Below are 14,953 nucleotides of genomic sequence, written 5' to 3'. Positions count from 1 at the left end.
ATTTGCGATGGACTCTATGGTAGCGGGCCCATCGGTCGGGCGACCAGCCCTCCGGCTTTGCGCTGTAAGCAATGGTGCTTACCGCCGAGCCACCTAGTGGGCGCGCCGACCGATTCCTAAAATGGGACCGTCGCTTTCCGCGTCTGCTGACGCCAGCGAAAGCGTCGGCCTGCGGGCAAGGTAGCTGACAAAGGGCCGCAAGTGAGCAGTTCGTTGACGAAGAAGAAGCCGGCGCGATAGATCAATACAGGAGACAGTCTGTGAGTTCGAATAGCGCTCGGCGCAAGATTGGTGCAGTTTCGATCGGAAATTTAGGCGAGATCTACGACTTCACGGTCTTTGGATTTTCCGTCCCGTTCATCGCAGCACACTTCTTTCCGTCCGGGAGCTCCACAGCCGCCCTTCTCAGTACGTTTGCTGTCTACGCGGTCGCCTTCGTGGCCCGCCCCGTTGGAGGCATCGCATTCGGGTACCTGATGGATCGTATCGGGCGTGTCAGGGTGCTTGTCATCACTATCTGGTTGATGGCTCTCGGTACCGCGGCCATCGGGGCACTTCCGACGTATGAACAGATCGGCATTGCAGCACCCGTCCTACTTGTTCTTAGCCGATTCGTCCAAGGGCTTGCAATGGGTGGTGAATTCACCGGCAGCATGATTTACATCATGGAGTCGGCGCCGAAAGGAAAGCGAGGCCGTTGGGTCGGCATCGCCTTCACGTTCGCAACCCTTCCGTTGTTCCTCGTCACAGTCATTCTGCTGGGATTTCAGACCCTTACCGGGAAGGAAATATACGCAGACTGGGGATGGCGCATTCCGTTCCTCATCGGGGGCTTGATCGGCATCGTCGGCGTCCAGATGCGGAAGAATCTCGAGGACCCCGAAGAATATAAACAGGCCGTTCGCAAAGCGGAGTTCAATGACGCACTTCGCAGCGTTTCTCGATCCGCACGTAAATCGATGCTCTACGTAGCGATGCTGATGCCCGTGCAGGCTATCACCGCGTACCTGCTTCTCGGCTTCATGTACACATTCCTCGTCAAGCAGGTTGGATTGGACTCCAAGACCGCGTTGCTTGCAAACGGCGCTGGCATCTTTGTTTATTCCGCACTTGGTTCCGTAGCCGGGACACTGAGCGATCGCTTTGGGCGCAAGGCTTTGCTGTCTGCAGGTTCATTGTGGATCGCGCTTTTCGCGTATTTGTCCATCTGGCTGGCCGCTAACGGTTCGCTGTTTCAAGTCGTGTTGGGCCAAATTGCGTTGGGTATCGGCATTGGCCTGTATGGAGCCACGTGCACCGTCACGAGTACCGAGCTTTTTCCCACCCATTCGCGCGCAACATCACACGCCATCGCCTATCAAATCACTGTGGCCATCCTCGGCGGCACGACTCCTCTCGTATGCGCGTGGCTAGTAAGTGCACTGAACTCGCCAATGGCGCCTGGATGGTACGTCACAGCGTTCGCCGTTTTAAATTTTCTTATGGTTCAGTTCTTGCCTGAGACTAAAGACGTCGAACTCCACTCGTCTGTGCAAGAGCCTGAGACCGGTGAGCCGACTCAGATCGTTTCCGAGCAGCGACCGACAGGAAACGCCTGACGTTGATAGCAGAGGCATTCGACGGTGCATTCTTCTTGACACTTTGTCTGTATCTGCAGTCGCTGCGGCCGCAGATAGACGACTGAGGCGGCCCTTATCCATCCGCGCGCTTGTGCTTGAGAGACTTTTTTCCGGCATCGGCACCAGCTTGATGACGCACCGACGTACCATCGAAATAAGCGACGCCAATCTCGCACTCAGGCAGCATTTCCTCATGGCGTTTCGATCGAGGAAGCATTTTCAATGAAATCGAGCACGAGAGCACCCTTATGGCTGCTCGTATTGATTACCATCAGCGGCACCTTGGCCATGCATATGTTTGTTCCGGCATTGCCGGATGCTGCCAACGCTTTTGGTGTCGGCAGCGCTGCTATGCAGTCGACGATTAGCGTGTACATCGCGGGCCTCGCAGTCGGACAGCTGGTGTACGGACCATTGTCGGACGCTGTTGGGCGACGCCCCCTTGTAGTTATGGGACTTGCGCTTTATACCGTTGCAGGCTTGGCTGCAGCGATCGCGTCAGGACTGCATACCCTCGTCGTCGCACGCCTCTTTCAAGCGTTCGGAGGAGGCGCCGGGCTGGCACTTGGGCGCGCGATCGTGCGTGACTCCGCGCAGACGGATGACGTCGTAGGAAAACTTGCGCTGCTGAACCTCATGATGACGGTCGGACCAGGGCTAGCACCGTTGCTTGGGGCAGAGCTCGCCGGGACGTTGGGGTGGCGGTCGATTTTTCTGCTGCTCGCCGCACTGGGCGGTGTCACGCTGCTGTTTACGTGGCGCTTGCTTCCAGAAACCGCCCGGCCAACCGGCAGCATCAAGATTACTGCGTTAGCGCGCGATTACATGCAGCTGCTGAGGTCGCCATCGTTCCTCGGATTTGCACTGGGGGGTGGCTGCGCGACAACTTCGATCTATGCGTTTATCGCCGCGTCGCCATTTATTGTCTCCACGCAGTTGCATCGCCCTCTGCACGAAGTTGGACTTTACCTCGGCTTGATCATCGTGGGCGTATCGCTAGGGAATACTTGCGCCCGCCATCTGATCCGCAGAATCTCCCTTGAACGCCTGTTGTTAGCTGGAAGCGCATTGGGTGTTCTATCGGCATTCACGCTTTTGATTATCGTACTGGCAGGCGGACTGACGGTGTTTTCGGCAATTGGTTTGATGTTCCTTTTTGCCTCGGGAGTCGGGATCGCAAGTCCTTTGGCCTTGACGAAAGCGCTCAGCACCAACGCAACCGTCGTCGGATCGGCGGCCGGACTTTACGGGTTCGTGCAGATGGCAGTGGGCGCACTTTGCACTTACGCGGTCGGAATTGGGCAAAACCCAGCATTGGCTGCTGCCGCCGTACTGACAGTGGCAGCGGCCCTCGGAATGGCCGGGTTTTGGTCCGCCCTGAGTTGGGATCGGGCGCGCAGACGGTTGGCCAACCTGTATGCAGGTGGCACATCGTGAGCCGGACGCGTCTCCGAGCCAATTCAACACAATCCCCTCGTCCGCAGGTCCAGTCGCATTAACGCGCGGGAGTAGAACTCGAGGCCAAGGAAAGCGCGTTGACCACACTATGAAAAGGCATTGGAGGCAAGGTGTTCCTCCATTCCAAACTGTCCGCCACGCTTGAGAAACTCACCTATCAAAGCGCGGAAATCTGCAAGCGCTCATGCGGATCTGCGTCAATAAACTAGGGCAAAACCGCGGCAACTCCCGGTCGACGCCACTCCCCCAATTTTCAAACGCCTGCGCCTATTTAACGTCGTTGAACGCTTCGACCAGGAAGTCTACGAATGCTCGAATCTTGCGAGACATGCCGCGACTGCTGGCGTAAACCGCACAGAGGTCCGCAAGTGTCGGGTGCGGGCTGACAGTAAAATCACTCAATACTCGCAGCATCGTGCCGTCCGCAAGTTCGCGGCGGACCATCCACTCCGGGAGTATCGCCAGACCAAGCCCGTCTTTTGCCATCGACCGAAGAACTAGTCCATTATCGCTAATCAAGCTGCCCTTCACCTCAACTTCGCGATACTCGCCGTCTTTCTGGAAGCCCCATTTGTTGTCGTAATTAGGCGCCAGAAAAAGAAGGCAACTGTGATGGCGCAAGTCCTCCGGTGTGAGAGGGGCGGAGTGCTGCTCGAAATATGAAGCGGAGCCGCAGACAATTCGACGGGTCGGGCAGAGGCGCTTGGCAATGAGATCGGTGTCCGCCATGGGACTCAACCAAACCGCGACGTCGATATTGTTGGCGATCAGATCCTTGCGCTCATCGGTCAGCGTAACCTCGACGGTAAGCTCCGGGTAGCGTGCGAGGAATTTGGGGAGCGCAGGGACGACGATTGCCGCGCCAGCAACCACTCGAAGCGAGACACGGAGATGACCTTTGACCTCCTCCTGAATCGACTTCAGCTCTGCCTGGACGATGTCGAATTCGCTCAAGAGCTTCGTCGAACTTTCGTAAAGCCGCCGCCCAGCCTCAGTTAGAGACACATGCCGGGTATTGCGATTTAGCAGTCGCGTTCCCAGCTCGTCTTCAAGTGAACGCACCTGTCGCGCAACGGAACTGACCGAATGAAGAGCAGAGATCTCACGCGCTGCCGCCGTGAAACTGCCAGTCTGCGCTACCCTGATAAATGTCCTGATTCGTTTAAATTCTTCCATGGTGGGCTTGCCTAATTTGGCTGAACGTCAAAGCCCGCAGAGCACAATGACCAGTCGTCGCGTACGTTGTCAATCGACCGACGACCGTGGCTCACAACGGTAAAGGTGATGGCGGTGAGCAACTGGCCTACGCGTCATTAGCCTTTATCCGAAATGTACCTGCCAAGCATGATCTTGCACGGATAGGAGTGCCCGTGTGGACTGTTTCTTATATTACGCCCGGCCGCGGTGCCGCTCAATAAGAGTAATCGCTATGCCCAACCAGATAGCGGACCAGTTGATAACTGGTCTTTATGAAGACTGCAATGCGACAACCGGCCGAATCCAATTGGATCTAAGGCCGAAAATCTTCGCTTCAGGAGCTTTGCGTCGGGCGCAAATCACGTTTGCGCCGAAGAACAGGAGTCGATGACAGTGAGATTGGGCTCAAGGGCCGCGTTGGCACTTATTGCCAGTCAATCCGGGCGGATTGGTAAATGTGCAGGGGAATCCTCTATTGCTGTCTTCTTTGGAGCCAATCGAAGCAACCGCGATGCACTAGTCATGCAGCACATCGCAGTTGCACATGACTCATGCCGTGACTTCACCATTGTGACGAGACGCGGTTACGCCGCCATCGACGATGAGTTTCGTTGCAGTGATATACCCAGATTCATCGCTGGCAAGAAATAATGTTGCATTGGCAACGTCCCACGCCTCACCCATCCGCCCCATCGGAACCAGCGAGTTTCGCTTTGCTGCCAGCGCGTCCGCGTCGCTGACACCAAGCTGTTGCGTCAGTCGCTTTGCAACAAGAGGTGTCGCCATCATTCCCACGACGACAGAATTTACGCGGATACCCTTTTTAACATAGCAGATGGCCGTCGCGCGGCTGAATGCTTCGACGCCAGCCTTGGAGGCCGCATAGGCAACATGGACGCGCCCGCCTACCTGAAAGCTGGTACTCGCAATGCTGGAGATATTGACGATCGCGCCACCTTTACCCTCGGTTTCAAACTGTTTTTCCATCACTGGGATAACGTGCTTGCAGCCGAGGAACGCGGTTTTGAGGTTCCGCTCCATCTGACCGTCCCATTGCTCAACCGTCAATGAGACCGGATCACCAGGCTGGCTGCCACCAATATTGTTGACCAGGATGTCGATACGACCATAGCGCTTCATACACTCCTTGACAGCACGTTCGACGTCTTCGTTGGCTGTCATGTCCGCCCTACAGGGCGTCCAGCTATTGCCAAGCTCCTCTCTATTCATCGCGTTCGTAGTGCCAATAAGCGCGTCGTCGCTGTAATCGGTGCCAAAGACCTTGGCGCCCTGCCGCGCAAACAGCACAGCTGTCGCGCGACCGTTTCCCCAGCCTTCGGCGACCGAGCCTGCGCCAGCGACGAATGCGACCTTACCAGTTAAATCGAGCATAATTCTCCCCCACTAAAAAATTGATTCCCCATGGTGCTATCGTGAGTAGCGCCTTCCATGGAAATGGACTCAGTCGACGATTCCAGCTTCGCGTGCCTTGATCTGGATAGCCAGATGGTGTGACCAGATCCGGCCCTGAGCAAATCCGCCGCCGATGAACCACAGTCCTTTCTGTGCCGTAGGCTTGTACATGTTGTTCAGTTCACCATCGGGGCCGAGCCCCCAGACAGGCCCAATCTTCTCCATGATTTCGCGCCCTAGCATTTCTTCGATGACCTCCTCAGGGGCGTGGTAACCGGTTGCCATGACGATCAAATCTGCCTGCACGATGGTGCCACTCTTCAGAACCGCCCCCTCTTTGCCGTAGGTAACGATCTCCTCCGCGGGGATCAGCCCGACTTCGCCGCTGACAATCAGATCCGAGCAACCGACATTGATACTGTAGCCACCGTGACGCTCGCGCACTTTCATCTGATGGCCACCGCCATCAGTGCCGATGTCAGTCTTGAATCCGCGGGCTGCTAGACCAGCAAGAAGGTCTTTGTCCATCTCCAGCATCTTCTGGGTGTTGATCTTGTAACCGCGGAGCGCCAGATCGAATGGCGTGCTGGTAATGATCAAATCGGCGTCTTCCGTCGGCAGGTTCTCGGTATAGTGCACACCGTGGTTGAGGCTGGCAGCTTTCACGCTGAACACTGTGACCGAACCACGCTGAACCATCTTTACATCGGCGCCCCACCCGTGGAGATCCTGTGCGACGTCATGTGCCGTATTCCCCGCGCCGACCACGAGGACGCTCTTGCCTTTCCACGCCTCACCGGACTTATAATCGTGCGAGTGCATGACCTGACCGCGATACTCCTCTAGTCCCGGCAGGTCGGGAATCAGTGGTTTGCCAAGAACACCATTCGCAAACAACAGATGGCGCGGGCGGAATACTCGCTCGGACCCATCCTTGCGGCGCACTCGCGCACTCCAACTCTGCGCTGCCTCGTCCCAACGCCCCTCGACGAATTCGGTACTCGTCCAGGTATTGCACTCCATCGCGGTCGCGTAAGATTCGATCCATTCCGCCAACATGTCCTTGGTCGGGAAGGTGGGCCAACTTGCCGGGAACGGAATGTAAGGCATGTCGTTCAGCGGGATTTTGTTGTGCAGTGCCAAAGACTCATAGCGCTGACGCCACACATCCCCCGCCTTTGGAAATCGCTCAATGACCAGCGCGTCGACCCCAAGTAGTCGCAGCCGCGCGGCCATGCAAATTCCATTGTGGCCGCCGCCAACAATCAGCACCGTGGGTTCACGATCAGAATATTCCTGTTCTCGCGCGCGCCGTGCGGCCCAGGATGGCCCGCCGAAAACGCGGCCCGCAGCATCTTCCCGGCGGCGCTTCCCAACGGGCTCTTCGAAGCCGCGAAGTTCTCTCACGTTTGTCGAAATGACCCATGCCTTTTGAGGATCCGCAACGAGGAGACGAACGATACCCAACCCACGGCCGTAGGACGTATTAAACTGGAAGATCGCTTCAACAACCTGTTCGCCGGTGCGGGTGACTCGGCGTGGGGGCGTACGGCCATCGGCGATTCTAAAGTCACGGGCCTGTACGCGCGGCTGCTCATTGATGAAGATCTGGGCGATGGATTTATTTCCCCGACTCGGCGTGAGATTCCACGTGAATGCAAAAAGATCACGCAGAAAGGAGTCGTCGATAAAAAGATCCTCGATAGCCGATTTCTCACGGGCAGTCAAAGCTTTCTCAAACGCACCAAGCCAATTGGAAATGTGGTCTGCATCGCTCAATTGTGCCTTAGGGGATTTTCTAACTGCTAGCTCGATCGTGCCCGCTCCAGAGTTCAGTTTGCAATCGTGATCCAGTGTCTGCTGTTCCATATCCTTCACCCTTATTTACGAAGAGATTTATTAGGTACGCGTTGGCAATGGTAGATCTCAGATGGCGTGCGGAACAGTCGCTTTATCCGGCAATCATTATTGCGTCTGACGCAAAGTAGGTATGTCCAGCTAACAATGGCGCCAGTGCGTCGAATGCTCGCGACGAACGATCTTCTAGCGTTGCACACGCTGGCCAATCAGCATGCTCGGGCAGTCATTTCGGGAAACGGCGATGGCCGTGTCCTTGAAGCAGTCCGTTTCAGAAGCGTCTCGAGCCTTTTGGCGCTACAAATACGTCTGCGTAACAAGTGGACTGCATTTGATCAGATTGAATGCCACGCCGCGAGTTGCGGCGCGCGGCGCGTAGCTACGTGTGCAGTTTCCGAGACTGCGTGCCGCAAAGCGGCGATCGAGTCTGCCGCGCGGCCCGCGCCGGCGGCCACGCATGACAGAATGACGATGCATGAACGCAAAGGGTCGCAATGGCTATTAGGCAAAGGAGAGATGCGCCACCGGACTGGACGATCCGGACGCCGGCGTATGACGACGATTGAGGTAGAAGTGATTTATTCGGGCGAAGAGGGGGAAAGGGAAAAAATCAATGCCCGCAATCCGCTGGCTTCAGGAAACTGGCTGAACGCATTGGTCGGCGCCCATCCCGTCGCGATGAGCTTGCGGACCGCGATCTGCCGCTCACTTCACGCGCCGTGCTCCTCCACTATGGCGCAACTCGCAATAGCACAGGTCTCGCGGCATCAGCCGCGAAGTCTGTGAGCGCATATGCGGAGGGACTCAGTCAATGGGGACGCATCGGTCAGATCGAGTTCCCCTATAGCCTGAATCGTGACGCCTGCCCCAAACGAGTCCCCAGCGTTGTCCAACAGTTTGCTCGACGCCTCCCAAAACTTGGGATTTGCCAGGTCCCAAGTTGAGAGATTGGGAGTTATGGAGCGTTGATGCACTCCACCTTTGTGCTTGACTGCGCTCAGGTATGCGCCGATGACTACCAATCGTACTGAGCTCTGCACCAAATGACGCGCTTTTGCTTTTGCGCCAGATGCAAATCTGTTTGCCGTTGACCGATATGGTGGGCGTGATCCTCCGTTTCTAGAATGAAATCCGACGCATTTTGGCCGGCATGAGTACAAACAGAATCGAAAACCTAATACTAGAACAGGAGACAAACCATGACCTCAAACGGTGCTAGACGGAAGATTGGCGCAATCTCAATAGGAAACCTCGGTGAAATCTACGACTTCACGGTCTTTGCCTTTTCTATTCCATGGATCGCCATGCACTTTTTCCCATCCGGGAACTCATCGGCTGCGCTCCTGAGCACATTCGCCGTGTACGCGGTGGCGTTCGTGGCACGACCGGTAGGAGGGGTTACCTTTGGCTATCTGATGGACAGGATAGGTCGCGTGAAAGTGCTTGCCGTCACGATCTGGCTCATGGCGTTCGGAACCGCAGCCATAGGAGTATTGCCAACATATCAGCAGATCGGCATTACTGCTCCGGTCCTACTTGTGCTTTGCAGATTCGCCCAAGGGCTCGCACTGGGTGGTGAATTCACAGGCGGCATAATTTACATTATGGAGTCCGCTCCAAAAAACAAACGAGGTCGTTGGGTCGGCATTGCATTCACGTTCGCGACCCTGCCCTTGTTTCTCGTGACCGTGATCCTTCTCGGATTTCAGACTGTCATCAGCAAGGAGATTTACGCGGACTGGGGATGGCGGATTCCGTTCCTCCTAGGCGGTTTCATCGGTGTCGTCGGTTTCCAGATGAGAAAGAACTTGGAGGATCCGGACGAATACAAGAGGGCAGTTCGCCATGCGGAGTTCAGCAGCGTGCTTCGGAGCGTTTCCCGCCCTGCTCGCAAATCGATGCTCCAAGTCGCGATGTTGATGCCGGTTCAGGCTGTTACTGCATACCTACTTCTCGGCTTCATGTATACCTTTCTCGTGAAGCACGTGGGCATGGATTCCAGGACGGCTTTGCTCGCAAATGGTGCAGGGATCTTTGCTTACGCGATACTCGGTGCGGTGAGTGGCACTCTGAGCGACCGGTTCGGCCGGAGGGCACTGCTGTCTGCGGGCGCGCTTTGGATTACAGCCTTTGGGTATCTTTCCGTTTGGCTAGCAGCGCATGGGTCTCTGTTAGAAGTCGTCCTAGGGCAAGTCGCGCTCGGTGTTGGTATTGGCCTATATGGTGCAACATGCACAGTCACCAGTACCGAGCTTTTTCCGACCCATTCCCGAGCGATGTCTCACGCCATCGCATATCAAATCACGGTCGCCCTACTTGGAGGGACTACGCCATTAGTGTGCGCCTGGCTCGTTAGTGCGCTGGATTCGCCATTGGCGCCGGGTTGGTACGTCACAGCGTTTGCGGCTATCAACTTCCTTATGGTCCAGTTCTTGCCCGAAACAAAGGATGTTGACCTCCATACATCGGTGCTGGATCCTGAGCCATCAGAATCGACGCAGGTTATTACCGAGTCACGCGGCGCAGGAAGTGTCTGAATTTTCCCCTCGGCAATGACTCGGAGGTGAGTCGTGTAAAGCCCCTGACGCACCTCCAGTAGTAAAACACGAACGAACGCGCCCTGAGAACAAGAAGTGTCGTTACTTTGCGTCAGAATACTGCTTACCAGGGCGACATGGAGGAGCCGCCAACATTAGCTCAAAAAGGGGCTTATCTCCACGACGGCCCCTGGTCAGCAAAGATTGACAGGGTAGGCGCACTTCCCAAAGAGCGCGCCATGCTTCTTTAGCGTCTTCGTGTAGAGCTGCTCAATGGAGAAAGCGGGAATAGTCGTACGCGTTGCGCGATCATTGCAGTGGGGCCTTCCGCCATCAAGACAAACTAAGACCCAACGCAGCAGCACCTATTCCGGGATGTCCAAACCAAGCGCGTCGATAACCTCGCGGGCGTTGCGAAACGCGTCCACAGCGGCCGGTGCCCCGGCATATATCGCGCTATGAAGCAAGACCTCGCGGATTTCAACGACGGACGCTCCATTGTTGATTGCGCCTCGGATATGACCTTTGAGCTCGGTACCCCTTCCGAGAGCTGCCAGCATCGCACAGGTGCAGAGGCTCCGGGTTTTAAGGTCGAGCCCGTCACGCAACCACGTGCTTCCCCATGCATGTTCGTTGACCCAGTCCTGCAGGGGACGTGAAAATCCGTCCGCCGAATTCATGGCGTGCTCCACGAACTCAGCTCCCATCACCTGGGTGCGACGTGCCTTTCCTGCTCCCCGGCTGTCATTGCTCATTTTGCTTCTCCTCGGTAGCTCCAATCGCAAATCTCTCGTCCGACAGCTAGCACTCACCTATGGGCGCGCAAAGAACAACGTCGCCCCGTTCGCTCTCGGGAATGGGGTTTGAGTTCTCCGTCGTGACAATCTGACAATATGCAGCACGGGCAAACGAAGGTCTTGGCGAGAGCCAAGTATCGCGATCCAAAGACCGGCACGACTTGGTCACGCCGAGGTTGGGCGCCCACAAAACTCAAGGATGCCAACGGCAGAAATCGAAGAGCTGCCCAAATAGACCTCCCTCTTCACATCGACACGATGTGTGAGTAGCCGTTCACACCATCCAAACGACCCACGGCCCAGCTGTACTCGGCCGGTTGGACAGCAGCAGCGTTCGTATTAGCCGCACCACCAGCAGCCATTTCGGGAATGACAGACTTGGGCGTGCGCTTCTCGGACGCCTGCGCTCCGACAGATGACCTACTCTCCGCCAGCTTCTTCACCACAGTTTCGCCCAGTGATGCGGCGTTCTTGGCATAGCCTTTTTCGCTGCACCCACTTTCCTGAGACCTGCTTTACAGCCGCACCGCGTCGCCTCGTTGTAGGCTTCCTAGCAGCCGCGGTAACTTACTTTTTGGCGATCAGGAATTTAGACTGATCCTTGCCCCCCGCAATCCACGCCGGAGCGCGACCGCGGCCACTCCAAGTAGCACCAGTCTTTGGGTCCTGATATTTCGGGGGCTGCGGACCCCGCACGTAGTTGCCTGGCTTCGCAGCCTTCTTTGCAGGAGCGCCGGCCTTGGACGATGCATCGCTGACAAGGAACTTGGTCCGATCCTTCGCACTGGCAATCCATGCCGGCGCGCGGCCACGGCCAGACCAGGTTGCACCTGATTTCGGGTCACGATACTTGGCGGCTGCCGCACTCTGACTGGCTTTGGCGCTCGCTCCCGGCTTGCGACCAAGTCGTTTTCCACCGACGTACGACTCGATATCCGCGATCGTGACTCCATGCTTCGCCATGAGATCCCGAATCTTCGCGAGAACATTGGACGATTGCTTCTTCTCAACTGCTTCCGCCTGCGACTGAAGCTTCGCAATCCTAGCTTGTATGCTTTCAAGAGTAGCCATGGCCTTTCCTTGGTGTGTTGGATGCATGCCACTATGCCAGAATGCACACAGGAAGGGCACGAAATGCGTCCGAAATAGGAGTTTTCTTCGAGGATTGGTGCTGCCGCGCTGCCGAATCAAAGGAAATTCCAGAGAACGGCGTTGAGAACACGTAAATTGACGGACAGCAAAGGAACGCATTGGCACATGCGGGACACTGGCGAGGAACAGAATCCGAGCGCTTTCGAAAACCGATATGGATAGCCTGAGGCGACTGTGCAACCCGATAGCATAGCGATTGCTGGAGTTGCGAACGGCCACGAACAATATGAAAAGATGCGCGACCGGCAGGTCGCTCATGCAAAGGGAACTTACCCGAGTGACTTGTTAGAAAAAGACAGGGGCTCAAGCAGGAATAAGGTACTTCGTGCGATCTGCCACGTCTTTGATCCAGTTTGGTGGCTTGCCCCGCCCGGACCACTCCCGCCCCGACACGGGGTCTCGATACTTTGGTGCGGCTTTCGGTGCTGCGGCCGGCGCTGGGCCCCGTATCTCGTCCAGAGTGATTCGATGAAGCTTCATCTTCCGAATGACCTCATCAAGCACATTTATTCGTTCTTCTTGAAAAGCGGCGGCGAGCTGTGCCTCGAGTTGTTCGCGCTGAGCAAGCAATTCTTTCAGGTCGGACATCGTTGATTTCTCGGGTTGACATGGAAAACGAACTGTCAGTTTACCCTACCCCCCGCCCACCGTTGCATCTACCACCGGCGAACGTATTCACCGAGCGCACTCAAGCCAGCTCCGGCGCCATCGCCGCGCAATTGTAGATTCGTGTCAGCCATCTCCCGTAGCTCCAAAGAGCGCCTCTGGTGAGCGGTAGAACGACAATGTCCCGATCAGCAGATTGCCCGGAAGGGAGTCTTCCAATCGGGACGCCATAAATCGAAGCGCCCGAACCGCGCTTACTGGAAATTCATCCAAAAGAATTGAATAGCCTGCGCATCCGAGAGGTTGTTCGGATCAGGCATTGAGAATGGGAACGCCAACAACGTGTTGTTGTTGTTCGGATCGACCATGTTGAGATAGCTAAGTTGCCCGTCGAAAGGTTGCGAACCGTCATCCGCGCCGAGTGGAAACATGTGGTACTCGCCATACTGGGCGTCGGCATACCAGCAGTTCCACATGAGTGCAGGTTGCAGAAAGAACGCGAGAGGTGCCGGATTGTAGTTGTATGACGGCCGCTCGAGGATGAATTCGGCTGTCGTGCCTGTGAATCCCGTGCTCCTCTCGCCACCCCCAGATTCGGGAGCGGTGGGATACGTGCCCATGAAACTGGCGCCGTTGGTCGCGTTGGTCAAATAGAACCAGACGTTGTTGTCCTGGGGCGTGAGGCCACCCCAGTCTCCGTCCTGATAAAAGGTTGTACCGTATGGGTCGGCTACCCAGATGTCGACGGAGATCTGGTCGCCTGGACTTACAGGAAATCCAGGAACCACCCACCAACTCCACGGCAATGATTCCATCCACATGTAGTAGGTGGTGATTTCCCAGAAGAACAGGTTGTAACACTCAGAGCCCGTACCGGCTTGATAGAGGTCTCCGGCGCCATTGTCGAGACCGACCCACTCTGAAAGAGCAGAGAAAGGCGGCCCGTTGTCGAGCGTGAAGACCAGCGGCGTGTTCCATTCCGCCTGGATTGCCGCAAACTGATTGATCGGGTTCTGGTACCAGGCACCTGTCCAGTTTGGGGAGTTGGCGTTGGCTTGCGAAGCTGCCGCCTGTGCTAAGGAACGTTTTGCCGTGGCGCGTTCACTATCCGGCACCTTGATCCCTTCCGGCGCCCGCAGAAATTTCGACCGACTGTGCTCGGGGTGCGCCACTCGGCGCGTGTCGATCCTAGTGAACGAGCGCAGAACGTTCCTTAACCACCGCGAATATTGGGTGGGCGACCGCTGCGGATCGGGTCTCGGCGGGTAGCCCTTTGCCAGTAGTTCAGCATTCGTTGGCGCCAACGGGTCACCCTCGAGAGGCCCTCGGACATCACCCAGGACGACGGCCGCGGAAGTCAATTCCGGCGCACTCAGCGACTGCGTGTACCGGATCTCCGTCCCAAGCGACACAACGTGCAATTCGGCGTGGCCAGCGCAATGGCATTCAAGGTGGAACTCGGTCGGTGCGGCACCTTTGAGCGCACGCGCGTAAAAGCGGACGATGCCCCGGCTGTCGGCATCAAGTTGAATACGGCGTTCCGGCGCCTCAGGATGGTAGAAATAACAGATAGATTCGGGCTTGACACCGACCGTAACCAGGGTGGCCTGCGCTGGAGGAACTAGCCGCTCAAAACGCTTGCCGGCAGCGATCGGCCCCCGCGTCGCGCCAAGATCGGATCCCGAATCAACAGGCGGTGGCAGCGGTAGTGTGGGCGACGCCTTTGCGGAATTTTCGCTTCGCATCTTGCTCATGTTTACCTCCGGTAACGGACGCTCGAAATCTGGTATTGGACCGCGCACGTTGGCGCGGACGGGAGTCGCACCAGAGTTGGACTGCTGGCGCGCGGCCGCCGCCGACACAGGGCCACTCGCAAAGATTTCGCCGTTGCGTCGATAGCGTCCCGCTGAGTTTCTGACCTGAATTCAGGCAACACCATGGAGGCAAAGTGAAGAAGACCTGAATTCTTTGCACAACCCGCAGACGTTACTGTGACCTAGTGCGAGATATCGTTTCAAGGCACGCAAGACGCATAGAATGGTCAACAAGTTCTCAAATAAATCAGGACGATCAATTCCAAATCACCTGTGACGCCGCAGGATTTCCTTTAAGTCACGTTTAGGTGAACATGAGTTCAAATATGCGCGCGCGGCACTCCGGTCGCGCTTCCGAGAAGTTGATATGCATGAAGCGCTCGTCTCGCTCCTGCCGCCCCGTTTGTGGGCACGACATACACCTGCCCGTCAATAGTGAAATGTGTCCGGACGCACATTTCTCAGCGAAATCCCCGTCACATCGAGATACCTGTCCTAATATG

Annotated in this window: 11 protein-coding genes; 4 read left to right on the top strand and 7 right to left on the bottom strand. The window is 56.5% G+C overall.

The window, feature by feature from the left end:
- Nucleotides 1-260: 260 nt before the first annotated feature.
- Both VSR72_RS34390 and VSR72_RS34385 read left to right on the top strand, forming a co-directional pair.
- Complete coding sequence (locus tag VSR72_RS34390) at nt 261-1,598, top strand: MFS transporter (RefSeq protein WP_342956714.1); 1,338 nt, start codon at nt 261-263, stop codon at nt 1,596-1,598.
- 243 nt (nt 1,599-1,841) lie between these two features.
- Nucleotides 1,842-3,056 carry a multidrug effflux MFS transporter gene (locus tag VSR72_RS34385; protein ID WP_342956713.1) on the top strand — a complete coding sequence of 405 codons (1,215 nt, stop codon included), beginning with the start codon at nt 1,842-1,844 and terminating at the stop codon, nt 3,054-3,056.
- A gap of 288 nt (nt 3,057-3,344) precedes the next feature.
- Here the strand turns inward: VSR72_RS34385 and VSR72_RS34380 are convergent, their stop codons facing one another.
- The 3 genes from VSR72_RS34380 to VSR72_RS34370 form a co-directional block, all read right to left on the bottom strand.
- Nucleotides 3,345-4,253, bottom strand: coding sequence for a LysR family transcriptional regulator (locus VSR72_RS34380; RefSeq protein WP_342956712.1), 909 nt, complete (start codon nt 4,251-4,253; stop codon nt 3,345-3,347).
- A 570-nt stretch (nt 4,254-4,823) separates the two neighbouring features.
- Entirely contained in the window at nt 4,824-5,666 is an 843-nt protein-coding gene (locus VSR72_RS34375; protein ID WP_342956711.1) for an SDR family oxidoreductase, read from the bottom strand.
- Between the two features lie 69 nt (nt 5,667-5,735).
- Complete coding sequence (locus VSR72_RS34370; RefSeq protein WP_342956710.1) at nt 5,736-7,556, bottom strand: NAD(P)/FAD-dependent oxidoreductase; 1,821 nt, start codon at nt 7,554-7,556, stop codon at nt 5,736-5,738.
- A gap of 540 nt (nt 7,557-8,096) precedes the next feature.
- Here VSR72_RS34370 and VSR72_RS34365 point away from each other — a divergent pair.
- Nucleotides 8,097-8,330 carry a hypothetical protein gene (locus VSR72_RS34365; RefSeq protein ID WP_342956709.1) on the top strand — a complete coding sequence of 78 codons (234 nt, stop codon included), beginning with the start codon at nt 8,097-8,099 and terminating at the stop codon, nt 8,328-8,330.
- A gap of 413 nt (nt 8,331-8,743) precedes the next feature.
- Complete coding sequence (locus VSR72_RS34360; protein WP_342956708.1) at nt 8,744-10,081, top strand: MFS transporter; 1,338 nt, start codon at nt 8,744-8,746, stop codon at nt 10,079-10,081.
- A 365-nt stretch (nt 10,082-10,446) separates the two neighbouring features.
- On the opposite strand, the gene VSR72_RS34355 is transcribed toward VSR72_RS34360, so the two are convergent.
- From VSR72_RS34355 to VSR72_RS34340, 4 genes are all read right to left on the bottom strand, one after another.
- The gene (locus VSR72_RS34355; protein WP_342956707.1) at nt 10,447-10,836 is read right to left on the bottom strand and encodes a carboxymuconolactone decarboxylase family protein; all 390 of its coding nucleotides are present in this window, start codon (nt 10,834-10,836) and stop codon (nt 10,447-10,449) included.
- Between the two features lie 609 nt (nt 10,837-11,445).
- A complete protein-coding gene (locus VSR72_RS34350; RefSeq protein ID WP_342956706.1) occupies nt 11,446-11,949 on the bottom strand; it encodes an H-NS family nucleoid-associated regulatory protein in 504 nt (167 codons plus the stop codon).
- Between the two features lie 384 nt (nt 11,950-12,333).
- The gene (locus VSR72_RS34345) at nt 12,334-12,618 is read right to left on the bottom strand and encodes an H-NS histone family protein (RefSeq protein WP_342956705.1); all 285 of its coding nucleotides are present in this window, start codon (nt 12,616-12,618) and stop codon (nt 12,334-12,336) included.
- Between the two features lie 272 nt (nt 12,619-12,890).
- Nucleotides 12,891-14,390 (bottom strand): G1 family glutamic endopeptidase, encoded by a 1,500-nt coding sequence (locus tag VSR72_RS34340; protein WP_342956704.1) that lies wholly within the window; start codon nt 14,388-14,390, stop codon nt 12,891-12,893.
- Nucleotides 14,391-14,953 lie beyond the last annotated feature (563 nt).

Origin of the sequence: Paraburkholderia sp. JHI869 (assembly GCF_038900775.1) — a bacterium.
In the GTDB taxonomy this organism is placed as follows: Bacteria; Pseudomonadota; Gammaproteobacteria; order Burkholderiales; family Burkholderiaceae; genus Paraburkholderia.
The sequence above is the reverse complement of the archived record's forward strand: the minus strand, read 5'-3'. Positions and strand labels throughout refer to the sequence as shown.